At 62.6% G+C, this 23134-nt stretch carries 20 protein-coding genes; 12 read left to right on the top strand and 8 right to left on the bottom strand.

What is annotated here, in order from left to right; translation table 11 throughout:
• The first annotated feature begins 71 nt into the window (after positions 1 to 71).
• From ACMYR2_RS16215 to ACMYR2_RS16170, 10 genes are all read left to right on the top strand, one after another.
• Positions 72 to 2393, top strand: a complete 2322-nt coding sequence (locus ACMYR2_RS16215) for a putative bifunctional diguanylate cyclase/phosphodiesterase (protein ID WP_416193294.1) — start codon at positions 72 to 74, stop codon at positions 2391 to 2393.
• A 194-nt stretch (positions 2394 to 2587) separates the two neighbouring features.
• Positions 2588 to 3334: an N-acyl amino acid synthase FeeM domain-containing protein gene (locus tag ACMYR2_RS16210; protein WP_347263471.1), complete on the top strand. Its 747-nt coding sequence runs from the start codon at positions 2588 to 2590 to the stop codon at positions 3332 to 3334.
• Between the two features lie 330 nt (positions 3335 to 3664).
• Positions 3665 to 4168 (top strand): peptidoglycan-associated lipoprotein Pal, encoded by a 504-nt coding sequence (gene pal, locus ACMYR2_RS16205; RefSeq protein WP_347263470.1) that lies wholly within the window; start codon positions 3665 to 3667, stop codon positions 4166 to 4168.
• 347 nt (positions 4169 to 4515) lie between these two features.
• Positions 4516 to 5496, top strand: a complete 981-nt coding sequence (gene ybgF, locus ACMYR2_RS16200; RefSeq protein ID WP_347263469.1) for a tol-pal system protein YbgF — start codon at positions 4516 to 4518, stop codon at positions 5494 to 5496.
• A gap of 172 nt (positions 5497 to 5668) precedes the next feature.
• Positions 5669 to 6052: a VOC family protein gene (locus tag ACMYR2_RS16195; protein WP_347263468.1), complete on the top strand. Its 384-nt coding sequence runs from the start codon at positions 5669 to 5671 to the stop codon at positions 6050 to 6052.
• Positions 6039 to 7112 (top strand): tRNA lysidine(34) synthetase TilS, encoded by a 1074-nt coding sequence (gene tilS / locus ACMYR2_RS16190; RefSeq protein WP_347263467.1) that lies wholly within the window; start codon positions 6039 to 6041, stop codon positions 7110 to 7112. Before ACMYR2_RS16195 ends, tilS begins: the two co-directional genes overlap by 14 nt.
• 316 nt (positions 7113 to 7428) lie before the next feature.
• Positions 7429 to 9357, top strand: a complete 1929-nt coding sequence (gene ftsH, locus ACMYR2_RS16185) for an ATP-dependent zinc metalloprotease FtsH (protein WP_347263466.1) — start codon at positions 7429 to 7431, stop codon at positions 9355 to 9357.
• 328 nt (positions 9358 to 9685) lie between these two features.
• Positions 9686 to 12499, top strand: coding sequence for a pyruvate, phosphate dikinase (gene ppdK, locus ACMYR2_RS16180; protein ID WP_347263465.1), 2814 nt, complete (start codon positions 9686 to 9688; stop codon positions 12497 to 12499).
• A 228-nt stretch (positions 12500 to 12727) separates the two neighbouring features.
• Positions 12728 to 14110, top strand: a complete 1383-nt coding sequence (locus ACMYR2_RS16175) for a cell wall hydrolase (protein WP_347263464.1) — start codon at positions 12728 to 12730, stop codon at positions 14108 to 14110.
• 290 nt (positions 14111 to 14400) lie between these two features.
• Positions 14401 to 14997 carry a hypothetical protein gene (locus tag ACMYR2_RS16170; RefSeq protein ID WP_347263463.1) on the top strand — a complete coding sequence of 199 codons (597 nt, stop codon included), beginning with the start codon at positions 14401 to 14403 and terminating at the stop codon, positions 14995 to 14997.
• 179 nt (positions 14998 to 15176) lie between these two features.
• Here the strand turns inward: ACMYR2_RS16170 and ACMYR2_RS16165 are convergent, their stop codons facing one another.
• The 3 genes from ACMYR2_RS16165 to ACMYR2_RS16155 are packed head-to-tail and all read right to left on the bottom strand — an operon-like array spanning position 15177 to position 17295.
• A complete protein-coding gene (locus tag ACMYR2_RS16165; protein ID WP_347263480.1) occupies positions 15177 to 15794 on the bottom strand; it encodes an HD family hydrolase in 618 nt (205 codons plus the stop codon).
• Positions 15791 to 16417, bottom strand: a complete 627-nt coding sequence (locus tag ACMYR2_RS16160; RefSeq protein ID WP_347263462.1) for a DNA-3-methyladenine glycosylase I — start codon at positions 16415 to 16417, stop codon at positions 15791 to 15793. Before ACMYR2_RS16160 ends, ACMYR2_RS16165 begins: the two co-directional genes overlap by 4 nt.
• A complete protein-coding gene (locus tag ACMYR2_RS16155) occupies positions 16414 to 17295 on the bottom strand; it encodes a folate-binding protein (protein WP_347263461.1) in 882 nt (293 codons plus the stop codon). Before ACMYR2_RS16155 ends, ACMYR2_RS16160 begins: the two co-directional genes overlap by 4 nt.
• Before the next feature lie 172 nt (positions 17296 to 17467).
• On the opposite strand from ACMYR2_RS16155, the gene ACMYR2_RS16150 reads away from it, so the two are divergent.
• Entirely contained in the window at positions 17468 to 18808 is a 1341-nt protein-coding gene (locus ACMYR2_RS16150; RefSeq protein ID WP_347263460.1) for a dihydroorotase, read from the top strand.
• A gap of 39 nt (positions 18809 to 18847) precedes the next feature.
• Here ACMYR2_RS16150 and ACMYR2_RS16145 read toward each other — a convergent pair whose 3' ends face one another.
• The 4 genes from ACMYR2_RS16145 to ACMYR2_RS16130 form a co-directional block, all read right to left on the bottom strand.
• A complete protein-coding gene (locus ACMYR2_RS16145; protein WP_141383755.1) occupies positions 18848 to 19114 on the bottom strand; it encodes a hypothetical protein in 267 nt (88 codons plus the stop codon).
• Positions 19115 to 19410: 296 nt separating this feature from the next.
• Positions 19411 to 19788, bottom strand: a complete 378-nt coding sequence (locus tag ACMYR2_RS16140; protein WP_347263459.1) for a TIGR02301 family protein — start codon at positions 19786 to 19788, stop codon at positions 19411 to 19413.
• A gap of 85 nt (positions 19789 to 19873) precedes the next feature.
• A complete protein-coding gene (locus ACMYR2_RS16135) occupies positions 19874 to 20290 on the bottom strand; it encodes an NUDIX hydrolase (protein WP_347263458.1) in 417 nt (138 codons plus the stop codon).
• The gene (locus tag ACMYR2_RS16130) at positions 20290 to 20802 is read right to left on the bottom strand and encodes a hypothetical protein (RefSeq protein ID WP_416193293.1); all 513 of its coding nucleotides are present in this window, start codon (positions 20800 to 20802) and stop codon (positions 20290 to 20292) included. Before ACMYR2_RS16130 ends, ACMYR2_RS16135 begins: the two co-directional genes overlap by 1 nt.
• A 63-nt stretch (positions 20803 to 20865) precedes the next feature.
• Here ACMYR2_RS16130 and ACMYR2_RS16125 point away from each other — a divergent pair, with 63 nt between their 5' ends.
• On the top strand, positions 20866 to 21633 hold the full coding sequence (locus tag ACMYR2_RS16125; protein ID WP_347263456.1) for an SOS response-associated peptidase: 768 nt from the start codon (positions 20866 to 20868) through the stop codon (positions 21631 to 21633).
• A 63-nt stretch (positions 21634 to 21696) separates the two neighbouring features.
• Here ACMYR2_RS16125 and ACMYR2_RS16120 read toward each other — a convergent pair whose 3' ends face one another.
• Positions 21697 to 23127 carry an FAD-binding oxidoreductase gene (locus tag ACMYR2_RS16120; RefSeq protein WP_347263479.1) on the bottom strand — a complete coding sequence of 477 codons (1431 nt, stop codon included), beginning with the start codon at positions 23125 to 23127 and terminating at the stop codon, positions 21697 to 21699.
• Between the last annotated feature and the right edge of the window lie 7 nt (positions 23128 to 23134).

Below are 23134 nucleotides of genomic sequence, written 5' to 3'. Positions count from 1 at the left end.
TGTTCGCTCAGAAAGGCTTCATGAGCGGCCGGTAACACTGTGCGCGCCATAAAAGGATGCGCGCGCAGCCGATGCAATTGGTCGATCACCATCGCGATCCCGATACGATGTCGCCAGCGATATATGCGGCGCTTGTGGGTTCGCTCTTCCAGAACCCGGCGCCGATGTTCGCTGGCGCGGCCTGCGCTGCGATCGCCGCGGTCATGACCGCATTGAAGACCGGCAACCTTCTGCTGTGGCCATGCGCGGTCCTCCTGGTCCTTATCGGCCTGCTCCGCAGTTTCGATATGGCGAAATACAAGAATCGCGGCTCGGATTTGACCGTGGGCGAAGCCGGGCGGTGGGAGGCTCGCTATCAGATCGGAGCGGTGCTCTACGCGACGGTCCTTGGCGCCTGGTGCGCCATCGCGCTTCTGATGACCGACGACGCCGTCGCGCACATGATCTGCATTTCGGTCACCACGGGGTATGTGGCGGCCGGCGCCGGCCGGGCCTACGGGCTTCCATGGATCTTCCACCTCCAGATTTTGCTGACCTGCGGGCCGATGGCCGGAGCGATGGCGCTGCGAGGCGACCCTTATTATTTCGGGATGGCGCTTCTTACCGTGCTGTATTTCCTTGGCCTGGAGAGAATCACGACCAGGCTGCAGCAGATTTTTCTCCGTGCCCTGATCGCACGCGAACGCGAAGCCGCGCTCGCCGGCCAGTTCGACACCGCGCTGAACAACATGCCTCATGGCCTGTGCATGTTCGGCGCAGACGGCCGGCTGGGCGTGATGAACTATCGTTTCAGTGAGATGATGCATCTCGCCGAAGATTTTGTGCATCGCGGCGTCGGCGCGGCGGATGTGATCGCCGCATGCGTGACCGCCGGAACGATGTCACCCGAGAACGGGAGGGCGATTGTCTCGGAGATCGAGAATTCGCAGGCTGGCGCCATCGTAACCGCCGACGTGGATCCGGAACGAGGCCGGGCGCTATCGTGGACGTTTCAGCCGATGACGGGCGGAGGCACGGTTATCCTCGTCGAGGACATCACGGAGCGACGCAAGGCGGAAGCGAAGATCAACCATCTCGCCCGTTTCGATTCGTTGACGGAACTGCCCAACAGGCTCAGCTTTCGTGACGAGATCGAACGTCTGCTGGCTTCCACCAACGGGGAGCCGCGGCTCTCGGCGCTGCTGTTCATCGATCTCGATCAGTTCAAGCAGATCAACGATACGCTCGGTCATCCCTGCGGCGACCGACTGTTGTGCATGGTCGCCGACCGGCTGAGGGGAATGCTGCGTCCGGAGGATTTCGTCGCCCGGTTTGGCGGCGACGAGTTCGTCGTGTTCCAGCAGAATATCCGCTCGCCCGAGGAGGCGGCCGCGCTCTCCCGCTGCATCGTCGAGCGGCTTGCGGAGCGGTACGAGGTCGATCGCCATCTCGTCGAGATCGGGGCGAGCATCGGTATCGCGCTGACATCGCCCGGCATCACGGCCGATAACCTTCTGAAGCATGCCGACATGGCGCTCTACCGTGCCAAGGCGGACGGCCGTGGAACATTCTGTTTCTTCCGCGGCGAGATGGCCGAAACGGTCGAATCACGCCGCGTCCTCGAACTCGATCTGCGCAATGCGCTGGCCAGGGAAGAGTTCGAACTGTTCTATCAGCCGCTGGTTCATCTGAAGTCGGGGCGGATCACCACCTGCGAGGCGCTGCTGCGGTGGAATCACCCGACGCGCGGGATGGTTTCGCCGATGGACATCATTCCGGTGGCGGAGGAGATGGGGCTTATCCTCGATCTCGGCCGCTGGATTTTGCGCAAGGCCTGCATGGAATGCATGAGGTGGCCGGAGGCCGTCAGCGTCGCCGTCAACTTCTCGTCGCAGCAGTTCCATCAGCGCGACATCCTGAGCGAAGTCCGCTATGCGCTCGAGGTTTCCGGTCTTCCGGCGCACCGCCTTGAAATCGAGATCACGGAGTCCTCGTTGCTGCGCAACACGGAGTGGACGCACGACGCGCTGAGGCAACTTCACTCGGCGGGCGTGAAGATTTCCCTCGACGACTTCGGCACAGGGTATTCAAGCCTCAGCTATCTGCACAATTTCCCGCTTCAGAAAGTCAAGATCGATCGCTCGTTCCTGGAGGGGATCGACACCGACCGGCCCCTGATGCTGCTGCGCGGCGTGGCGCGGCTGAGCGCCGATCTCGGCATGGCCGTCGCCGTCGAAGGCATCGAAACCACCGAGCAGCTTGAGCTCGTGAGCGTCGACGGCACCGTGACGGAAGCGCAGGGCTATCTGTTCAGCCGCCCGGTGTCCGCGGCCCGCATTCGTGAGCTGCTCGACGCCTCTCACGGACGTTATCTGCATGATAACAATGTGAAAGTTGTCCGGTCGATCGCCTAGAATATCCTGCAGTTATGTTATCTTCAGAATAGAGTTCCTCTAGTTCCAAAGCGCGAAAGCGGCCTTGGGCGCCGGGGCATCAAGGGGTATGAGGATACGGGTTAACACTAATGCTTTGTTAGCTTTTCAAATGGTTAACGAAGCGTTAACCTTCGGTTGCGGGCTGGAACTCAGACGGCTCGGGGGGTGCTCCAATGGGTCCGGCTCCACAGACGATCGCCAAGCAGACAATCGTCAAGCCTGTCGAACGAGGCATCGAGCTTCTTGATCGGGTCGATTATCGCCTGGCGGAAACGCCGGCAGACAGGGACATCATCTATCGCCTCCGATACCGCGCTTATCTGAATGAAGGCGCGATCGAGAGTAATCGTGATCGCAGAATTTCCGATCGTTTCGACGATATGGCGAACTCCTGGATTTTCGGCGTCTATCTGGACGGCACGCTCGCCAGTTCCATTCGCCTCAGCATCTCATCGCCACAACATCCGCTTACTCCGTCGGTGGATGTGTTTAACGACTTCCTTCAGCAGGAGGTCGATCGGGGCAAGGTGATGGTGGACCCGACCCGCTTCGTCGCGGAGCCGCAGCTCGCAGGCCGATACCCCGAGCTGCCTTATCTGACGCTCCGGTTATGCTTCGTCGCCTGCAGTTTCTTCAATGCCGATCTCGGTCTGGCGACCGTTCGCCCGGAGCACCGCTCGTTTTACCGGCGCTTGTTCAATCACCAGCCGCTAAGCCCGCCGCGTCTCTATCCCGGCCTTATCAAACCGATCTGCCTGATGGCGGTCGATTTTCCGGCCTCGCGCGAAATGGTCTTCACCCGCTATCCGTATCTCCGTTCGAGCTATTTCGAACGTCGAATGCTGTTCGAGCGCAGAGCCGGCACCTCGGCCCGCGCGTCCGTCGATTCTCCGTTTCCCTCGATCGTCCCGAGATCCTGATCCAGCCTGTCGCCTTTAGTTAGAGCGTTTTCAAGCGAAGTGGACACCGGTTCGCGTGAAGAAAACGCTCCAGATCAAAATCATAGAGCCCGCGTCTGATTTGATCAGAAGCGGTAAGACTCTGTGGCGGCGCCCGGTAGCGGTTGTGAAAATCGCTCCCGGTCCACCCTCGCGCCACATTTGCGGCTCATTAACCATCGCGGGCGCTTCTTTCGCAAGCATGGCATTTGATGCATTTGAGCAACGTCTCATCAAGGTTGACGGAACGTTCGCTTAACCATCCCCCTGTAGAGCGATAACAGTGGAAAACGCGAGCGTGGAGGCTCCGGAATGTTAAATCAGAAGCGATTCCTCCGGGGATTGAAGCTCGCTGCCGTGCTTGCGGCGGCGCTGTCGATGGGCGCCTGCGCTAACAAGAATCCGATGGACGGGAGCGGCGGCCGCGGCGGGATGGCCGGCATGGCGGCGCCGGGCAGCCAGCAGGATTTCGTGGTCAATGTCGGCGACCGCGTGTTCTTCGAGAGCGACCAGACCAGCCTGTCGCCACAGGCGATAACGACACTCGAGAAACAGGCGCGTTGGCTGCAGACCTACAACCGTTATTCCTTCACGATCGAAGGTCATGCGGATGAACGAGGCACTCGTGAGTACAATATCGCGCTCGGCGCGCGCCGTGCTCAGTCCGTCCGTTCTTTCCTTGCGTCGCGTGGCATCGATCCAAGCCGGATGCGGACCATTTCCTATGGCAAGGAACGCCCGGTCGCGGTTTGCAACGATATCTCCTGCTGGTCCCAGAACCGGCGTGCCGTCACAGTGCTCAACGCCAGTTCCTGACGCGCCGCGCATGTCGTTTTCAAGCCGGCGTCCCAAGGGCGCCGGTTTTTTGCGTCCCCGCGATCGACAGAATACAGAATGAAGCTGGCTGCTGTCCTCTGACAACGCGAGCCTCGCACTTTTAGTAAACCACGGGGGATGCGGTTCTCGCGTTCAGCAGGAGAGCATTCAAGCAAGAGCATTTAAGCAGAAGACCGATCTGCAGGATCGTCGTAAAGTGCAAGACCGCCGTAAAGCGCAAGACCACCGTAAAGTGATTGTGTTGGACCGAGTCACATTTTCGGCGTACTCAGGTTTTCAATGAGTGCGCTTTCGATGTGGCTTTAATATTCAATCGACAGGCCAAGATGTCATCCACACCTCCGATGTTTGCGCGCGCGCTGGCCGTTGCAACGATGCTCATGCTGTCGTCACATGCGTCCGCGCAGTACGATATCGATCCTGAACTCCGCGTTCAGCAACTGGAACAGCAGCTCCGAACTCTGACCGGGCAGAACGAAGAATTGCAGCACCGCAATCGGATGCTCGAACAACAACTGCGTCAGTTGCAGCCCGGGCCGGCGTCATCCGGCGTCGCGGCGACCGCGCCGGCAAGTCCCGGCCCCCAAGCTCCTGGCCCCCAAGCTCCCGGCTCGCAGCAGCCGGGTCACGATCAGCGCGGAGGTCAGCCGCCGCTCGTGCAGGAGCAGGTGGTGACCGCGCCCGCGCAAGGCCGCCGCGGGGATGCCTTCGACCCCAGCCAGAATCCCGACGCCCCCGGTGCGCCGCGCGCGCTGGGCGGAGGACAGATGCCGATCCCGGCGGCGGCCGTGGGCTCGCCGGGCGGTCGTGAAGCTGGCGCTCCGCTCGATCTCGCCAATGTCGGCCCACGCTCGTCGACAAGCTATCCGGCACCCGGCAACGCTGCGCTCAATACCGGCGGCCTGACGACACTGCCGCCGTCGGCGACGCCGCGCGATCAATTCGACCTTGGCATCGGCTATATGCAGCGCAAGGACTATGCGCTTGCCGAGGAAACCATGCGCAGTTTCACCCAGAAATATCCCTCCGACGCGTTGACGGGCGACGCGCAGTACTGGCTGGGAGAGAGCCTGTTTCAGCGCCAGAAGTATCGTGAGGCCGCTGAGTCCTTCCTGGGCGTCACCACAAAATACGATAGTTCGGCGAAGGCGGCCGATGCGTTGCTGCGGCTCGGACAATCGCTGGCCGCGCTGAAGGAAAAGGAGGCCGCCTGCGCTGCGCTCGGGGAGGTCACGCGCAAATATCCCCGCGCCTCCGCCGGGGTAAAGCAGGCCGTGGATCGCGAGCAAAAGCGGGTGAAGTGCTAGATCACGATGGTTTTGGATCGAATCGATCCAAAACCATGAACGTGATCGATTCCAATATTTGAGACGCGGGATGCGGGCGGAAAACCGCTACACACTTTTCCTCATCCCGCTCTAGAGAGCATGCTCCGGATCGCCTGAACTCGGGTAGCCTCCGGCCAAGGGAGCTTGTCCGATGAGCTTCGATGCCCCGCGATTTTGTGCCGCCGCGACCTTGCTCGTGGTCCAGGACGTTCTGAAAGCCGTAGCCCATTATCGTGACGTTCTCGGCTTCAGGGTGGGTTTCACCTACGGTGATCCGGTTTTCTACGCCGGTGTTGAACGGGACGACGTGACGATACATTTGCAGGCCGCGCATAAGACGCAACGCCCATCGGGCCGAGGCGCCGTCAACGTGTTTGTGACCGGGGTCGACATGCTGCACGATGAACTGAGGTCGCGAGGGGCGGCCATCGTGCATCCGCCGGGCGATCGTCCTTATGGTATGCGTGATTTCGGGATTGACGATCTGGACGGCAATCGCCTGACGTTTGGGATGGGCGTCGGTGATTCAGACTAGATCGGCCGCGCGCGCGACGAAACCATCGAAGGCGTGCGCCGGTTCGCCGATCCCGGCTCTGGAAGCGAAAAGGCTTTTCTCGGACTGGAAAGCCGGCAGCACACTGGTTCTGGCCGTATCCGGTGGTCCCGATTCCGTTGCCCTGATGTGGCTGGCCGCGCGCTGGCGGCGCGCCATGAGGCGCGGGCCCGATCTCGTCGCCGTCACCGTCGATCATGCGCTTCGGCGCGAAGCGGCGCGCGAGGCCCGCCAGGTGAAGCAGCTCGCCAAATCGCTCGGCATTCCTCATCGCACGTTGCGCTGGACCGGTCCGAAACCTGCCACCGGCTTGCCCGCGGCCGCGCGTGAGGCGCGATACGCCCTGCTGGGCAAGGCGGCGCGGTCTCTCGGCGCGCGCCACATCCTGACCGGACATACGCTGGACGATCAGGCGGAGACCGTTCTGATGCGTTTATCGCGCGGCAGCGGCATTGCGGGTCTCTCCGCAATGTCGCGCGAAACCACGCGTGACGGGTTCATCCTGGTCCGGCCGCTGCTGAATGTTCCGAAGGCGAGGCTGATGGCGACGCTGAAGAAGGCAAGGATTGACTATGCGGAGGATCCGACCAATCGTGACCTTAGCTTCACGCGTCCGCGGTTCCGCGCCCTGATGCCGGCGCTGGCGGAAGAGGGATGCGATGCCCGCAACCTGGCGCGGCTCGCATCGCGCTTGATGCGCGCCAATACCGCGCTGGAACTTCTGGTCGACGGCGCCGAGAGGTTTCTGGCCCTGCAGGATGACGGCGCGCGGCGTCCGGGCTTTCGAACGGCGGCGTTTACGGTCCTCTCGGAGGAGATCAAGGTTCGATTGTTGCAGCGGATGATCGATCGCGCCGGCTGCGAGGGGCCTGCCGAACTGGGCAAGGTCGAGGCTCTGCTTTCGGCGCTCGAAAGTACGGCAATTCATGCGGATTCCGGCCGGCGCATTCTGCTCAGGAGGACTCTGGCGGGGGCGCTGGTGACGCTGACCTCCGAGCGGATCAGCATCGAGCCTGCGCCGCCCCGGCGCCGGACCAGCTGATGCGGCTTCGCCGACAGCCGCGCCAAAAGCCGGGGGACGCCATGATCCGAGCCGCATGATTTTCTTTCAGCTCGCGGAATGAAAGGTGAAGCGAATCAACGAGGTGGGGGATGGAAATATCGGCCCTGACGCGGAACAAAACCTTGTGTCATCTTGCCTCAGCCGGACAAGTCTTATTTAATAAAGAGTCTCGTCCCGGTTCTCTTGGCAGCGGCGGCCGCCGCGCCTAGATTGGTATACGCGTCGGCAACTTCCATCTGTTAAAGTCGATGCAGGAATATCTGGCTGCGATCCGCGCGGCCTCGAAGGAAGATCGATGAACGCCAATATGCGCAATTTCGCCCTCTGGGTCATCATTGTCTTGCTCCTGTTGGCATTGTTCACATTGTTCCAGAATCCTGGCCACCACACGACCGCGCAGGATATTTCGTTCTCGCAGTTGCTGACGGAAGTCGATCAGAACAATGTTCGCGATGTCGTGATCCAAGGGCAGGAGATTCGCGGCAACTTCACCAACGGCTCCGCTTTCCAGACCTACGCGCCAAATGATCCGGGGCTGGTGAAAAAGCTCTATGACGCCAAGGTGCAGATTACGGCCAAGCCCCCCGGCGAGAGTGTGCCATGGTTCGTTTCGCTGCTGGTCTCGTGGTTGCCGTTCATCGCGCTCATCGGCGTGTGGATTTTTCTGTCGCGCCAGATGCAGGGTGGCGCCGGCAAGGCGATGGGTTTCGGCAAGTCTCGCGCCAAGATGCTGACGGAGGCCAACGGCCGCGTCACCTTCGAGGACGTCGCCGGCGTCGATGAGGCCAAGCAGGACCTGCAGGAGATCGTCGAGTTCCTGCGCGATCCCGGCAAGTTCCAGCGTCTCGGCGGACGGATCCCGCGCGGCGTGCTGCTTGTCGGCCCTCCCGGCACCGGCAAGACGCTGATCGCGCGCGCCGTGGCCGGCGAAGCCAACGTGCCGTTCTTCACCATTTCGGGATCGGATTTCGTCGAGATGTTCGTCGGCGTCGGCGCCAGCCGCGTCCGCGACATGTTCGAGCAGGCCAAGAAGAATGCGCCCTGCATCATCTTCATCGATGAAATCGATGCTGTCGGCCGGCATCGCGGCGCCGGTCTCGGCGGCGGCAATGACGAGCGAGAGCAGACGCTGAACCAGTTGCTGGTCGAGATGGACGGCTTCGAGGCCAATGAGGGTGTCATCCTCATCGCGGCGACCAACCGGCCCGACGTGCTCGACCCGGCGCTGCTGCGACCCGGCCGCTTCGATCGTCAGGTCGTGGTGCCGAATCCGGATGTCGTCGGACGCGAGCAGATTCTCAAGGTCCATGTCCGCAAGGTGCCGCTGGCGCCGGACGTCAACCTCAAGACCATCGCGCGCGGCACGCCCGGCTTCTCCGGCGCCGACCTGATGAACCTCGTCAACGAGGCCGCGCTGACCGCTGCCCGGCGCAACAAGCGCATGGTGACGCAATCGGAGTTCGAGGAGGCCAAGGACAAGGTGATGATGGGCGCCGAGCGCAAGTCGCTCGTCATGACCGAGGAAGAGAAGATGCTGACGGCGTATCATGAGGGTGGTCACGCCATCGTCGGCCTCAACGTCGCCGCCACCGATCCGATCCACAAGGCGACGATTATTCCGCGTGGCCGGGCGCTGGGCATGGTGATGCAGCTCCCCGAACGCGACAAGCTGTCGATGTCGCTGGAGCAGATGACCTCCCGGCTCGCGATCATGATGGGCGGCCGCGTGGCGGAAGAGATGATCTTCGGTCCGGAGAAGGTGACGTCGGGCGCGGCGTCGGACATCGATCAGGCGACGCGTCTTGCGCGCATGATGGTGACGCGCTGGGGTCTGTCGAAGGAACTCGGCACCGTGTCCTATGGTGAGAACAACGACGAGGTGTTCCTCGGGATGCAGGTCAACCGTCAGCAGAACGTGTCGGAGGCGACCGCGCAAAAGATCGATTCCGAAGTCAGGCGTCTGGTCGAGACTGGTTACAAGGACGCGACCCGCATTCTCGCGGAGAAGCGGGCCGATCTGGAGGCGCTCGCCAAAGGTTTGCTTGAATTCGAGACGTTGACCGGCGACGAGATCACCGACCTCCTCAACGGTAAGAAGCCGAACAGGGAATCGGTTCTGGAGCCTGCGACCCCGCGCGCTTCAGCGGTGCCGCCAGCCGGAAAAGCGCGTCCGCGCCCGGAGCCGGATCCAGATTCGGGTCTCGAACCGCAGCCGCAGGCTTGATGTCTATCGACCGCTCGGTGTCTCTCCATCGAGAGACGTCGTCGAAACAGCCTGGCGCAAGCCGGGCTGTTTCTCCATTTGCATGATGCTTCCGAACCTGAATCATCCGCCGATAGCCTTTGGAACAAGACAATCTGCGCAGCTTGCGCGGAGTCGTCGAAACATGGTGTAAGGCGCGCTTGTTTTCCTTGATCTGCTGTCCCTGATCCAGCGTCTTTCATCGCCTTATGAAAACGGTGAACGACCCTTGTTCTTTATGTTTTGACGCGTTCTCTTAATGTGAGCCGGATTCTACTTCGCTTGAAAACGCTATGGAACGGTTTCAACCATGGTCAAAGCTGCCTCGAAGTCGAAAAAGCTGGCGACGAAATCAAGATCACCTGCGAAATCCCGGACGAAAGCGCGGAATTCCGCCGGCACGGGAAAGGCGACGAGCAACGCACGACCGACGCCGCCGCGGGCAAAGAGCAAATGGGTCCATACCTTTGGGGGCGGCAAGGCGGAGGGCAAGGCAGAACTGAAGGAACTGCTTGGCGGCAAGGGCGCCAATCTCGCCGAGATGGCCAATCTCGGTCTGCCGGTGCCTCCCGGCTTCACGATTACCACCGCGGTCTGCGCGTTTTTCTATGCGCATGACAAATCCTATCCGAAGGAGCTGAAGCCGCAGGTCGAAAAAGCGCTGGAGCATGTCGCAAAAATAACCGGCAAGGTGTTCGGCGACGCCACCGATCCGCTGCTCGTCTCGGTGCGATCGGGAGCGCGCGCCTCGATGCCCGGCATGATGGACACGGTGCTCAATCTCGGTCTCAACGACCGGACGGTCGAGGCGATTGCCGTACGGTCCGGCGATCGGCGATTTGCCTATGACAGCTATCGCCGCTTCATCACCATGTACTCCGATGTCGTGCTTGGCTTCGCGCATCATCACTTCGAGGAAATTCTGGATACGTTCAAGGATGGCAAGGGCTATTCGCTTGATACCGACCTGACCGGCGACGACTGGATCGAGGTGGTCGGCAGATACAAGACGGCTGTCGCGCAAGAGACGGGCAAGGATTTTCCGCAGGATCCTCATCAGCAGTTGTGGGGTGCGATCGGCGCGGTGTTTTCATCCTGGATGAGCGCGCGGGCGGTCACCTATCGCCGCCTGCACAACATTCCGGAGTCATGGGGCACCGCCGTCAATGTGCAGGCCATGGTGTTCGGCAACCTCGGCGAGACATCGGCGACCGGCGTGGCGTTCACGCGCAATCCGTCCACCGGCGAAAACCGGCTCTACGGTGAGTTTCTCATCAACGCCCAGGGCGAGGACGTGGTGGCGGGCATCCGCACGCCGCAGGACCTTACCGAAGCGGCGCGAAAGGAGTCCGGCTCCGACAAGCCGTCGATGGAAACGGCGATGCCCGAATCCTTCAAGGAATTGACGCGCATCGTCGGGTTGCTTGAAAAGCACTATCGCGACATGCAGGACATGGAGTTCACGGTCGAGGATGGCAAGCTGTGGATGCTGCAGACCCGAAGCGGCAAACGGACAACGCGCGCCGCGTTGCGCATCGCGGTTGAACTCGCCAAAGAGGGCCTGATCTCGAAGAAGGATGCGGTAGTCCGCATCGATCCGGCTTCGCTCGATCAGTTGTTGCACCCCACCATCGATCCGAATGCAACGCGTGATCTGATTGCCGCCGGTCTGCCGGCCTCGCCCGGCGCGGCCGCGGGTGAGATCGTGTTTTCTTCGGAAGAAGCAACCAAGCTGCAGGCCGACGGCCGCAAGGTTATCCTGGTGCGGATCGAAACCAGTCCGGAAGACATCCACGGCATGCATGCGGCCGAGGGCATTTTGACCACGCGCGGCGGCATGACCTCCCACGCGGCGGTGGTCGCGCGCGGCATGGGCAAGCCCTGTGTCTGCGGCTGCGGCAGCATCCGGATCGACTACGGCCGCGGCGTCATGGCGGTCGGCGATCGCACCTTCAAGGCCGGTGACGTCATTACCATCGACGGCTCGCGCGGCGAGGTGCTGGCCGGACAGATGCCGATGATCGAGCCGGAGCTATCGGGCGAGTTCGGCACGCTGATGGGCTGGGCCGACGAGATTCGCAAGCTCGGCATAAGGGTCAACGGCGACACGTCCGCCGACGCGCGAACGGCGCTCAGGTTCGGCGCCGAGGGAATCGGCCTGTGCCGCACCGAGCATATGTTTTTCGAGGAGACCCGCATCCGCACGGTGCGGGAAATGATTCTGTCCGAGGATGAGCAGGCGCGCCGCGCCGCGCTAGCGAAGCTGTTGCCGATGCAGCGCGCTGATTTCGTCGATCTGTTCGAAATCATGAAGGGCCTGCCGGTCACGATCCGTCTGCTTGATCCGCCGCTCCATGAATTTTTGCCGCATACCCAGGCCGAGATCGAGGAAGTCGCGCGTTCGATGAACGCCGATCCGCGCAAGCTGGCCGACCGTGCCCGCAATCTCGCCGAATTCAATCCGATGCTTGGCTTTCGAGGGTGCCGTCTTGCCATCGTTTATCCCGAGATCGCCGAAATGCAGGCGCGGGCGATCTTCGAGGCGGCGATCGAGGCCGAAAGGCGCACGGGCAAGGCGGTTGCCGTCGAGGTCATGGTGCCGCTGATCGCGACCAGGGTTGAGTTTGATCTGATCAAGGCGCGGATCGATATGACCGCGCAATCGGTGATGCGCGAAACCGGCGGCAAACCGGCCTACCAGGTCGGCACCATGATCGAATTGCCGCGCGCCTGTCTGGTGGCGGGAGAGATCGCCGAAGCGGCGGAGTTCTTCTCGTTCGGCACCAACGATCTCACGCAGACCACGTTCGGCATCAGCCGGGATGATGCGTCGAGTTTTCTTGGCGCCTATATCGCGAAGGGAATTGTAGCCATCGATCCTTTCGTCTCGTTGGATCGCGGCGGTGTCGGAGAACTGGTGAAGATCGGCGTCGCGCGCGGCCGCAAGACCCGTCCAAATCTCAAGGTCGGCATCTGCGGCGAACACGGCGGCGATCCCGTTTCGGTCGCATTCTGTCACGACATCGGATTGAACTACGTGTCGTGCTCGCCTTACCGCGTGCCGATCGCGCGTCTCGCCGCCGCTCACGCGGCGCTTGGCAAGGCCGTCGCGGACCGGGGATGATGAGCGCTCACGATCGGACCGGGCGTTGACCTTATGTTTACTCTTTCGCTCAGGCCGTCGTTTACCAACTGGCCCGATGTTCGCTCGCGCTTTTGGGCGCATGCTTGCCTGTTGCCAGCCCGCATCGCCGATTAACGCGCTCGCAACTTTAATCGGATATTACCGTGATCGATCGAAATGCATCAAAGTGCAGCTCGATCGCGTGTGTGGTGTTGCGTGAGCGTATCGATGTCTGTGTTGCGTAACCAACCGAAGGGCGCTCTTGCGCTCTTCGGTTCCGGTCTCTGCTTCTTCGCATTGATCCCGAATGAAATCGGATATCAGGACATCGCGTCCTTGCTTGCGCGGCAGCCTGGTGTTGCCGAACGCTGGCAGAAGCGTGTTTCCGCCAGCGCGGTCAGCTCCATTCAGGTCGCGACCTTCAATTTCGGACGCCCGGTCGGCACATCGTCGCCGCGCGCGGCCACGCTTCTGCTTGCAAGTCTCGATGAGGGCGTCGTGGTCGGCAACCGGCTGACGCGGCCGCCGCAACGTTATAGCGCCTCGGATTTCCCAAGGGTCAACCGGGCGCTGAAGGCGGACCGTCTCGCTCTGGTTGCGCCGGAGCAGCCGCTGCCCGTTGCGCCGACCAATGCTGCGCCGCAGGATCCTTCGACATCCAATGCGTCGGTGTTGGGGGCAAAGACGGCGGCGACCGCGCAGAGCGCGGAGCCCTCGACGCTCGATCCCGAATTGGCGGACGCTCTCAACGCACCTCCTTTGCCTCAATACGATGCGTCGCTGTCGCTTGAGGCGCAGCCGTCCGACGATCCCGATGCCGCCAACGCGGCTGCGGAGGCGCAAGCCTCCACCGACGGGTTCTCCATCAAGACGGCGAGCCTGTACTTCGGCGATTCGGCGCTCGGCGTCGTCAACGAAGGCCTGGAACGCTGGCGTCCCGGTGAAGAACCCATGATCGTGATGCCGGCTCCCGATCCCGACATGAAGGTAGCGCTGCCGCCGCGGCGGGATTCAGCAAGGGCCGGTGAAACCGTGGTTGGCAAGGGCGAGGTCAAGACGCCGGCCGAGCGGCTTGGTCTTCTGGATGACAAGAAGCGCGCCAGGCAGGAAAAATGCCTTGCGGAAGCGGTTTATTTCGAAGCGCGCGGCGAAGCGGTTCGCGGTCAGATCGCGGTCGCGCAGGTGGTCATGAACCGCGTGTTCTCGGGCTATTATCCGACCACGGTGTGCGGCGTGGTCTACCAGAACGCCAATCGTCGTCTGGCCTGCCAGTTCACGTTCGCCTGTGACGGCATTCGCGACGTCGTCACCGAGCCGGATATGTGGGATCGCGCCCGCAGGATCGCGAGGGCCACGCTTGACGGGCGGCTATGGCTGCCGGAAGTCGGCAAGTCGACGCACTATCACGCCTATTGGGTCCATCCTTCCTGGGTCCGCGAAATGAAGAAGATGTACCGCACCGGCGTTCATACTTTTTACCGTCCGCGCGCGTGGGGCGACGGTCGTGATGCGCCGAATTGGAGCGCGACGGCTCAGACCGCCGAAATCTCGGCCAGACTCGCCGAGGCGGGTCGCAGTTCGGCGGAACTTGACTCTTCCCGGCGGCGGTAGAGCATGATCCCGACCCGAAGGGCCGCGCCAGCGCAAAGTGGAAGCCGGTTTTCAGACAGGATGTTTTCCGGCAGTCTGAAATCCGGTTCGTGTTCAGGAAAACGCTCGTAATCAACAACTTGCGCGTGCCCGGATTGCAAAACCGGTATCCACTTTTGCGAAATCCGCTAGGATATTCAGACTTTACCAACCAAGCTGCTCCAATGTTGCCACGGTTGGTATGGTAAGGAGCGGGTAAAGGCATCAGCCATCGGCGGCCGTTCCCGTCATCAAGTTTTCGGAGTTGCAGTATGCTTGCGCGTTTCGTGTCGGGAGTCCTGTTTGCAGGTGCGATCGCCGCACCGGCAATGGCCGGTCACCTCATGAATGCCAGCGAGGCCAAACGCTTTGTGGCCGGTAAGGTTTTCGCGTTCACCTGCTTCGACGGCACGCGGGGCGCCGGCCGGGTATTCGAGGACGGGGGCGCGGCCGGCGCGGTGCAGTTCAGCGGCGAAGGTCCGGTTCGCCACATGAGGCTGCCGGGCAATACGCTTCAGGTACGCGGCCAGACGGTTTGCGCGTCGATCAAGGGACTGCCGTTCGAGCCGTGCTTCAATCTCGACAAGAAGAGCGAACGCAGCTTCCGCGGCTCGGTGTCCGGCATGGGCTTTGCGTATTGCGACTTCAACCATCAGGGCGGCAGGCAGATGTTGCTGGCGCGCGCCGCTGCGCGCCCCTATGCCCGCAGCAGGGTTTCGCGGACGGCCGATGCGTCCGCCTCGAACACGGAGGTGACCGCGCGCGTTCCAACCCCGCGGGTGGAGAGCGCGAGGCTTGAACCCGTCAAGCCGGACACGAGGCCGGCTCGGGCCGGAGGCGCTTTGGATCTGCGCCCGTCCACCGATTAGAGCATCGGACCCGAAAGTGGGAACCGGTTTCGGGATAAATCCGATGCTCAATCAATTAACTGGAGCGGCAGCGCTGATTCCATTTGACCGGCCGCCGCTCTAGAACGTTTTCGAGCGAACCGGTTTCTACCTCTTTCGAAAACGCTATAACGAGCCTCGATTGAGGCGGCGTCAGCAATTCAAGAAAGTTGGCCGCAAAGGCTCTGGAAACGCGCCAGAAGCCGGCTCTCTGCCTCGCTCGCTGGCCACGGCGTCAGATAATCGTCGATCATCGTTGCCGGCAGGCCCGGATCGCTGCCGAACAGCCGCTTCGCCTCGGGCTCGGAGAAGCCGGCAAGGTGGGTCGCCTCGAGATAGGCGGCGCCCATGTCGGCGGCCTTGATTTGTCGCGCGGTTTCCATCGGCAGGACAGACGGCAGTCCGAACCGGATGTGGATCGCCGCCAGCAGCCGTTTTTCGACGGCTTTATAGGAACCGCCGATCACCGCCTTGAACGGCGAGATCATGTCGCCGATGACATATTCCGGTGCGTCATGCAGCAGCGCCGCCAGCCGCACCTGAATATCGATGCGGGGCGCATGCTCGCGCATGACGGCCTCGACCAGCAGCGTGTGCTGCGCGACGGAGAAAATATGTGCGCCGTGGGTCTGGCCGTTCCATCGCGCGACGCGGGCGAGGCCATGCGCGATATCGGCGATCTCGATGTCGAGCGGCGAGGGATCGAGCAGGTCGAGCCGCCGGCCGGACAGCATCCGCTGCCACGCGCGCGTCGCGACTTTCGGAGCCCGAGCCGTCATCGCGTTGCGGGACGTGACTTGCGCGCCTGCCTGCCGCATGTCCCGTGGCAATGGCATGTCACCAGATGGTCGTTGACCATGCCTGTCGCCTGCATGAAGGCATACACGATCGTGGGGCCGACGAACTTGAATCCGCGCGACGCCAGTTCCTTTGAGATTTTGATCGAGAGCGGCGTCGAGGCCGGAACGTTCGCGGTGGTCTTGAACCGGTTGACCTTCGGTTGGCCGTCCATGAAATTCCACAGCAGCGCGGAAAAGCCCGGACCCTGCTCCATGATCGCCAGATAGGACTTCGCGCTGGTGACGGCGCCCTCGATTTTCGCCCGGTTGCGCACGATGCCGGCGTCGTTCATCAAGGCGTGGACCTTGTTCTCGTCGTAAGACGCGATCTTCTCAGGCATGAAGCCGTCGAAGGCGCGGCGGAAATTGTCGCGCTTGCGCAAGATCGTGATCCACGACAGGCCGGCTTGAAAGCCGTCGAGGATCAGCTTTTCGAACAGCGCGCGGTCGTCATATTCGGGTATGCCCCACTCGGTGTCGTGATAGGCGAGGTAGAGCGGGTCGTCGCCGGGCCACGGACAGCGGGTGAGGCCGTCGGCATGCAAGCGCGCGGATTGCGTCATGCGACGGTGTTCTTGGCGGGTAGCTTCAACTCATCCGGCTCGGCGACACGGATCGGAACGCCGCCCGCCGTCAAAGGGATCCCGGCCTCGATCGCGTCGGCGGCGCGATCAAGACGCAGCAGCGCAAGACCCTGGTCCGCCGCCGCTGAGCCCATGGTGCCCACGGCCTTCTCCCCCGCGACCACGGCCGTCCCCGGCTCAGGCGCGCCACTGTCCAGGCGCACGCGCACAATCCGGTTGCGCGCGGTGCCGCGATGCTCCATGCGCGAAACCACTTCCTGGCCGACATAGCAGCCCTTGTCGAAATCGACGCCGTGCAGCCGGTCCATATTGGCTTCATGTGGAAAGGCGTCGCCGAAGTTGAAATCGGCGCCGCCGCTCGGCACGCCCGCCGCGATCCGGTGAGCCTCGTAATCGGCGCTTTCAACCAGTTCGGCGCCGATCACCGTGGCCGCCCGGGCCGCGAGTTCCTCCGGCACGAGACTGCGCCAGCCCAGTCTGTCGCTTCGTGGATCGGCGAAGGTCAGGTCCGGGTGCATCGCGGGTTCGCCGTCCCAGGCCGCCAGCACGCCGAGCTTGCCCGAAAGGTTTTCGACCGTGACCTTGGCGCGCAGCTTGTAGAAGCCGAGCTTGGTCGCGAGCGGCTGCGCCAGCGGCAACGGGCAGTCGATCAAGAAGCCGCCGCCGTGATCCGGTTGAGCTTCCGTGATAAGGAAATCGAACGTGATCTTGCCCTGCGGCGTCAGCAGCGCGCCGAACCGGCCGAGCCCGGGCTGAACCTTGGTCACATCGGTGGTCACAAGACCGTTGAGAAAATTGCGCGCGTCGTCGCCGCTGACCTTGACCACGCCCCGGTCGGGAAGAAACGCTGCTTTCATGACACCTTCTCTTGGCCGGGTGTGTTGTTTGAACTGGTCTTGCGCAGTGTCCCCGGACAAACCTGCGTGCCGGATTTCGTTTTCGGAACGTAAGCCGCTAAGGTGCCGGCAACAAGGGTCCGCTCGGCGCGCGCGCGGATGCTTTCGGGAACGATGACCAAGACATTTAACGATGACCAAGACATTTGACGTGATTCTGAGATCGGGCGCCATCGTCAATCAGGACGGCGAGGGGGTAGCCGACATCGGTGTGTCCGGCGGCCGCATCGCCGCGATCGGCGGGCTTGGCCAGGCCGACGCCGGCGAGGTGATCGACTGCCGGGGGCTGCATATCCTGCCCGGCGTGATCGACACCCAGGTGCATTTCCGCGAACCGGGACTGACTCATAAGGAAGACCTCGAAACCGGCTCGCGCAGCGCGGTGATGGGCGGCGTGACCGCGGTGTTCGAGATGCCGAACACCAATCCCCTGACGGTGACGGCGGAGACCTTTGCGGCGAAGATGAAGGCGGCGCATCATCGGATGCACTGCGACTTCGCCTTCTTCATCGGCGGCACCCGCGAGAACGTGCGGGATCTTCCCGAACTTGAACGCGCGCCCGGCTGCGCCGGCGTCAAGGTGTTCGTCGGATCATCCACCGGGGCGCTGCTGGTCGAGGATGACGACAGTCTGCGGAAAATCTTCAACGTGATCCGCCGCCGCGCCGCGTTTCACGCCGAGGACGAATACCGTCTCAACGAGCGCAAGAGTTTGCGGGTTGAAAACGATCCGCGCTCGCATCCGCTGTGGCGCGACGAGACCGCCGCGCTGCTGGCGACGCAGCGGCTCGTCACGCTCGCCCGCGAGACCGGAAAGCGCATTCATGTGCTGCATATCTCGACCCGCGAGGAGATCGAATATTTGCGGGACCACAAGGATGTGGCTTCCTGCGAGGCGACGCCGCATCATCTGACCATGGCCGCGCCCGAATGCTACGAGCGGCTCGGCACGCTGGCGCAGATGAATCCGCCGGTGCGCGATGCCGCTCATCGTTCGGGGATATGGAAGGGTATCGGGCAGGGCATTATCGACGTGCTCGGCTCTGATCACGCGCCGCATACGCTGGAAGAGAAGCAGAAGACCTATCCCGCTTCGCCGTCGGGCATGACCGGCGTGCAGACGCTGGTGCCTTTGATGCTGGATCACGTCAGTTCGGGCCGCCTGTCGCTGGCGCGTTTTGTCGATCTCACCAGCGCCGGTCCGGCGCGGCTGTTCAACATCGCCTGCAAGGGGCGGATCGCGGCCGGCTTTGATGCCGATTTCACCGTGGTCGATCTCAAGCGGACCGAGACCATCACCAACAAGTGGGTGGCCTCGCGCGCGGGCTGGACGCCCTATGACGGGGTCGACGTGACGGGCTGGCCGGTCGGCACCTTCGTGCGCGGCCGCCGCGTGATGTGGCAAGGGGAGTTGGCTGCCGCATCCACGGGCGAGCCGGTGCGTTTCCTGGAGACGCTGACGCCCGGATCATGAGCCGGAACGTGAAACCGGTTTTCGGTCCTGATCCGGGGTTTATTGCTTCGCCAGCGCAATCGAGAATTCGCCGTTGCGGACGCGGCCGGCGAGGCCCTCGACGAAGGTCGCCACGGCATCCTCACCATAGGTACTGACGAGTTCGGCGAAGGCAGCAAACAGGCTGGCCTGCGCCAGACAATCGCCATCGACGCCGTCGTGGCGTGCGTCGGCCCACGCTTCATTGAGATAGCTCAGGGCAGCCTGCTTCTGCTCCTGATCGGCAAACGAATCGCGGGTTGGGCTGAATGCAAATGGCGGGTGCATGAAAGTTCCGAATGCGTCTGACGGGGCGAAACGCTCGACGCCCGTGGTTCATAGCGTTTTCGAGCGAAGTGGGGTCCGGTTCGCGTGAAGAAAACGCGTCAAAACATAAAGATAGATCCTTCACCGTTTCCATGAAGCGGTGAAGGACCCTAGCACGCGAACGGGCAGCGGACAGTCAGTTCTTTAGGAAAGGTTAACGCGCCTTTCTGCATTTGAAACGGGTTTCCGGAAGAACGCTTTCGGGCGGATGACCTCGGGCTTGATCCGGATATCCCGGAAATGCGCGGAAGGCCGGGTCAGTTCGCGTATCTGGCGGTCAGGTCGCGGGAAATTTTCGCGCCTTCCTCCATATACCGGCGGATGACGACATTCGCGGCCGGCGTGCATGCCCGGTAGGTCTGCTGGAACCAGTTATAGCCGCGGTTGAAGCCCGCGATCATCCTGGCTCGGCGTTCGCCCGACGGCGTTTCGGCATCGATCAGCGCCTGCATTTCATTGCGCCATTTCGCGCCGTCATTGGCGGCGCAGATGCCGCGAAGATAGTGCAGCGTGCCGAGGATTTCGGCCAGACGTTGCAGTTCGGCGTCGAAGGGCGCGGCTCCGTCCTGCGCGCGCGCGGGCAGCACGCCACAGATCGTCGTGATCAGAACAACCGCTAGAACCGATTTGCGCATAAAGGGCCCGAATCCGCCGTGATATGCCCATTCCATGCGATGGAAGCAAGGCAGGGCAATCCGCGCAAGGCGTTTCAACCCCGGTTCAAACCCCGACAAGCCGCCGGGCCGCATCGACGATGGTTTGCAGGCCCTCGGTGAGCCGCAATTCGCCCGGCAACTCCGGGGCGACCCAGTTGAAGGCGTCGAGTTCGTCGTTCAGGATAGGCTCGCCTGCGATCCAGCGGGCCGCGAACGACATCACGACGAAATGTCCGTCGCCGGGACCGGCCGGCATCACCTCCCGCCAGCCCGCGAGGCCGGCGATCTCGATTTCAAGCCCGGTTTCCTCCGCCACCTCACGATGCAGCGCGGCGGCGACGGTCTCGCCGAACGCGATGCGTCCCCCGGGCAGCGAGTGCAGGCCCTTGCCGGGCGGCCGCGCGCGGCGCACCAGCAGAACCTTGCCGTCGCGGAAGATCGCGGCGCTGACGGCGAGCTGGGGAAATTGAGGCGGTGACATCAGTGGTTCATGATGTAATCGACATCGGTTTCCCGGCCCTGGCCATTGATAATGCCGCCCGCCCGCATGATCATCGGCTTGATCCAGCCGACCGCCTGGGTCGCCAGCGCGGCGCGGGTCTCGTGCCGGTGGACGTTTTTCGTCGCGGAAGCCACCGCGGTCAGGATGGAGGTCATCGTGACGGTCAGCCTGTCGAATTCGGCGCGAATGTCGGGGGCGGCGTTCTCATAAGCCTCGATCGCCTGCTCGCGCGCCTTGAAACCGGACGCCATGAAGTGCTCCCGGTAGGTCAGGGGCCGCCAGTTCAGGAAATCCTCCACGCAATCGGGCATGTCCGGGATCATTTCGAGCAGCATGATGGCTTCGTTGAAATGATTGAGATAGTCGGTCGCAAGGCCGCTTTTCGGATTGATATTGGCGGCGGCGAGGGCGGCGGCGCTGTCCGCCATGTTCTGGCCGGTTTGCGTCGCGGTTGCCGGAGAGAGGGATGATTCGTCGGCTCGGGGTGTCATTGGTCCCAGTGTTGGGCCGCGGGATTAAAACGGATTGAATGTCTTACCAGTTTGGATGACGAAATGTGCGGACGCTATGTAATCCTGTCGCCGCCGGAAACGATGCGTCAGGCTTTTGGCTACGCCGAACAGCCGAATTTCCCGCCGCGGTACAATGTTGCGCCGACTCAGCCGGTTCCTGTCGTCATCCTCGAAAACGGAGGCCGGCATTTTCGTCTGATGCGATGGGGGCTGATTCCGGCCTGGGTCAGGGATCCCCGGCAGTTCGCGCTTCTCATCAACGCCCGCGCCGAAACGGTGCTGGACAAGCCGGCGTTCAAGAACGCGATGAAACGGCGTCGCTGCCTGCTTCCGGCCGACGGCTATTACGAATGGCATCAATCGGAAGGACGAAAGCGGCCGGTCTTCATCCGGCCGGGCCACGGCGGGCTGGTGGCGTTCGCGGGGCTGGCCGAGACCTGGAACGGACCGAACGGCGAGGAGCTTGATACGGTCGCCATCATCACCACGGTGGCGCGCGGTGATCTTGCGACCTTGCATCCGCGCGTGCCGGTGACGATCGCTCCGGAAAGTCATGAGCGCTGGCTCGACGGCAACGCTGTCGATACCGGGGAAGCCGCGTTGTTACTGCGCGCGCCGGAAAACGGCGAATTCGTCTGGCATGAAGTGTCGGTGCGCGTGAACCGTGTCGCCAACGACGATGAGCAACTGACTCTGCCGATCTCAGCGGAGCAGGCGGAAGCAGAGGCTGTGAAGACTCCGAAAAAGCCTGCGGCTCGCAAGGTCGCGTCCGCAGCCTCCGGCAATGACGGTCAGGGCTCGTTGTTTTAACGTGGGATCAGCAGTATTTGCAGCTATCGCTGTGCCTTCAGGGCGCTACCGTTTCGAACCCTTTCACAGCACCTTGCCCGGGTTCATGATCCCGAGAGGGTCGAACAGCGCCTTGATGCCGCGCATCACCTCGATTGCCGTCCTGTCTTTCACGCCGGGCAGGTCATCGCGCTTCAGCACGCCGATACCGTGTTCGGCGGAGATCGAGCCGCCCATCCGCAGCGCGATGGCGAAGACCGCCGCATTCACTTCCTGCCATCGGGCGAGAAATTCCTGCGGCGTCATCCCGCTCACGGGCTGGCTGACGTTGTAGTGGATATTGCCGTCGCCAAGATGGCCGAACGGGACCGGGCGTGCGTCCGGAATGAGCTTCACCACCGCGGCATTGGCCTCGGCGATGAAGGCGGGTATGGCGGCGACGGGCACCGAGATATCGTGCTTGATCGAGCCGCCCTCGCGTTTCTGGGCCGGCGGAATCGTCTCCCGCAGTTTCCAGAACGCCGCGCGCTGCTGAAGGCTGGCCGCGATCGCCGCGTCCTCGACGCAGCCGCTCTTTATACCCCGCTCGAGAATGGTTTCGACGGTCGCCGCCGCATCGTCGCGCGAGGACGAGACTTCCATCAGCACGTACCACGGATGTCGGCGGGTAAGCGGATCGCGGATGCCGGCGCCGTGCCTGACGCAGATGTCGACGCAGATCCCGGCGAGCAGTTCGAAGCTCGTCAGGCCGCCGGCGGCTTCGTCTTGGGAAATGGCGAGCAGTTTCAAGGCATCGGCCGGCGTTCTGAGGCCGACGAAGGCGGTTTGCACCGAGCGTGGTTTTGGAAACAGCTTCACGACCGCGGCGGTGATGATGCCGAGAGTGCCTTCGGCGCCGATGAACAGGTTGCGCAGATCGTAGCCGGTATTGTCCTTTTTCAGCTTGGACAGGCCGTTGAGGATGCGGCCGTCGGCCAGCGCCACTTCGAGGCCGAGCGCCATGTCGCGGGCCACGCCGTATGCCAGCGCGCCGGTGCCGCCGGCATTGGTCGAGAGATTGCCGCCGATGGTGCAGCTTCCTTCCGCGGCGAGCGACAAGGGGAAGAAGCGATCGGCCTCGTCGGCGCGCTGCCGGATTGTCTGCAGGATAGCGCCGGCCTCGACCGTCATTGTGTTGGAGGCGGTGTCGACGTCGCGGATTCTGTCCAGCCGCCGCATCGACACCACGACCTCGCCGTTGAGCGGGGTTTGTCCGCCGACGAGGCCGGTGTTGCCGCCCTGCGGGACCAGCGCGATCCGATGTTCGCTTGCGAGCCTGCAGATCGCCGACACTTCCGCCGTCGATGCGGGACGCAGCACCAGCGGCGAGCGGCCATGAAACAGGTTGCGCGCTTCCGTGAGATATGGGGCCAGTTCGTCGGCGTCAGTCACCGCATATTTGCCGCCGACGATGGCGGCGAAGCGCGCGATCAGATCGGGCGACAACGGCGGCAGCGCTGATTTTGATATGGCGATCGGCAAA

Source organism: Nitrobacter sp. TKz-YC01 (assembly GCF_047824785.1).
In the GTDB taxonomy this organism is placed as follows: Bacteria; Pseudomonadota; Alphaproteobacteria; order Rhizobiales; family Xanthobacteraceae; genus Nitrobacter.
This window is presented reverse-complemented; position numbering and strand designations above follow the sequence as displayed.

What these genes read in the sequence shown, in the direction of transcription:
- ACMYR2_RS16170 (WP_347263463.1), top strand. Translation starts at nt 14,401, where the DNA reads ATGCTTGCGCGTTTCGTGTCGGGAGTCCTGTTTGCAGGTGCGATCGCC.
- ACMYR2_RS16125 (WP_347263456.1), top strand. Translation starts at nt 20,866, where the DNA reads ATGTGCGGACGCTATGTAATCCTGTCGCCGCCGGAAACGATGCGTCAG.
- ybgF (WP_347263469.1), top strand. Translation starts at nt 4,516, where the DNA reads ATGTCATCCACACCTCCGATGTTTGCGCGCGCGCTGGCCGTTGCAACG.
- ACMYR2_RS16165 (WP_347263480.1), bottom strand. Translation starts at nt 15,794, where the DNA reads ATGACGGCTCGGGCTCCGAAAGTCGCGACGCGCGCGTGGCAGCGGATG.
- ACMYR2_RS16140 (WP_347263459.1), bottom strand. Translation starts at nt 19,788, where the DNA reads ATGCGCAAATCGGTTCTAGCGGTTGTTCTGATCACGACGATCTGTGGC.
- ACMYR2_RS16160 (WP_347263462.1), bottom strand. Translation starts at nt 16,417, where the DNA reads ATGACGCAATCCGCGCGCTTGCATGCCGACGGCCTCACCCGCTGTCCG.
- ftsH (WP_347263466.1), top strand. Translation starts at nt 7,429, where the DNA reads ATGAACGCCAATATGCGCAATTTCGCCCTCTGGGTCATCATTGTCTTG.
- ACMYR2_RS16195 (WP_347263468.1), top strand. Translation starts at nt 5,669, where the DNA reads ATGAGCTTCGATGCCCCGCGATTTTGTGCCGCCGCGACCTTGCTCGTG.
- ACMYR2_RS16150 (WP_347263460.1), top strand. Translation starts at nt 17,468, where the DNA reads ATGACCAAGACATTTGACGTGATTCTGAGATCGGGCGCCATCGTCAAT.
- ACMYR2_RS16210 (WP_347263471.1), top strand. Translation starts at nt 2,588, where the DNA reads ATGGGTCCGGCTCCACAGACGATCGCCAAGCAGACAATCGTCAAGCCT.
- ACMYR2_RS16215 (WP_416193294.1), top strand. Translation starts at nt 72, where the DNA reads ATGCAATTGGTCGATCACCATCGCGATCCCGATACGATGTCGCCAGCG.
- ACMYR2_RS16155 (WP_347263461.1), bottom strand. Translation starts at nt 17,295, where the DNA reads ATGAAAGCAGCGTTTCTTCCCGACCGGGGCGTGGTCAAGGTCAGCGGC.
- ACMYR2_RS16130 (WP_416193293.1), bottom strand. Translation starts at nt 20,802, where the DNA reads ATGACACCCCGAGCCGACGAATCATCCCTCTCTCCGGCAACCGCGACG.
- ppdK (WP_347263465.1), top strand. Translation starts at nt 9,686, where the DNA reads ATGGTCAAAGCTGCCTCGAAGTCGAAAAAGCTGGCGACGAAATCAAGA.
- ACMYR2_RS16175 (WP_347263464.1), top strand. Translation starts at nt 12,728, where the DNA reads ATGTCTGTGTTGCGTAACCAACCGAAGGGCGCTCTTGCGCTCTTCGGT.
- pal (WP_347263470.1), top strand. Translation starts at nt 3,665, where the DNA reads ATGTTAAATCAGAAGCGATTCCTCCGGGGATTGAAGCTCGCTGCCGTG.
- ACMYR2_RS16145 (WP_141383755.1), bottom strand. Translation starts at nt 19,114, where the DNA reads ATGCACCCGCCATTTGCATTCAGCCCAACCCGCGATTCGTTTGCCGAT.
- ACMYR2_RS16135 (WP_347263458.1), bottom strand. Translation starts at nt 20,290, where the DNA reads ATGTCACCGCCTCAATTTCCCCAGCTCGCCGTCAGCGCCGCGATCTTC.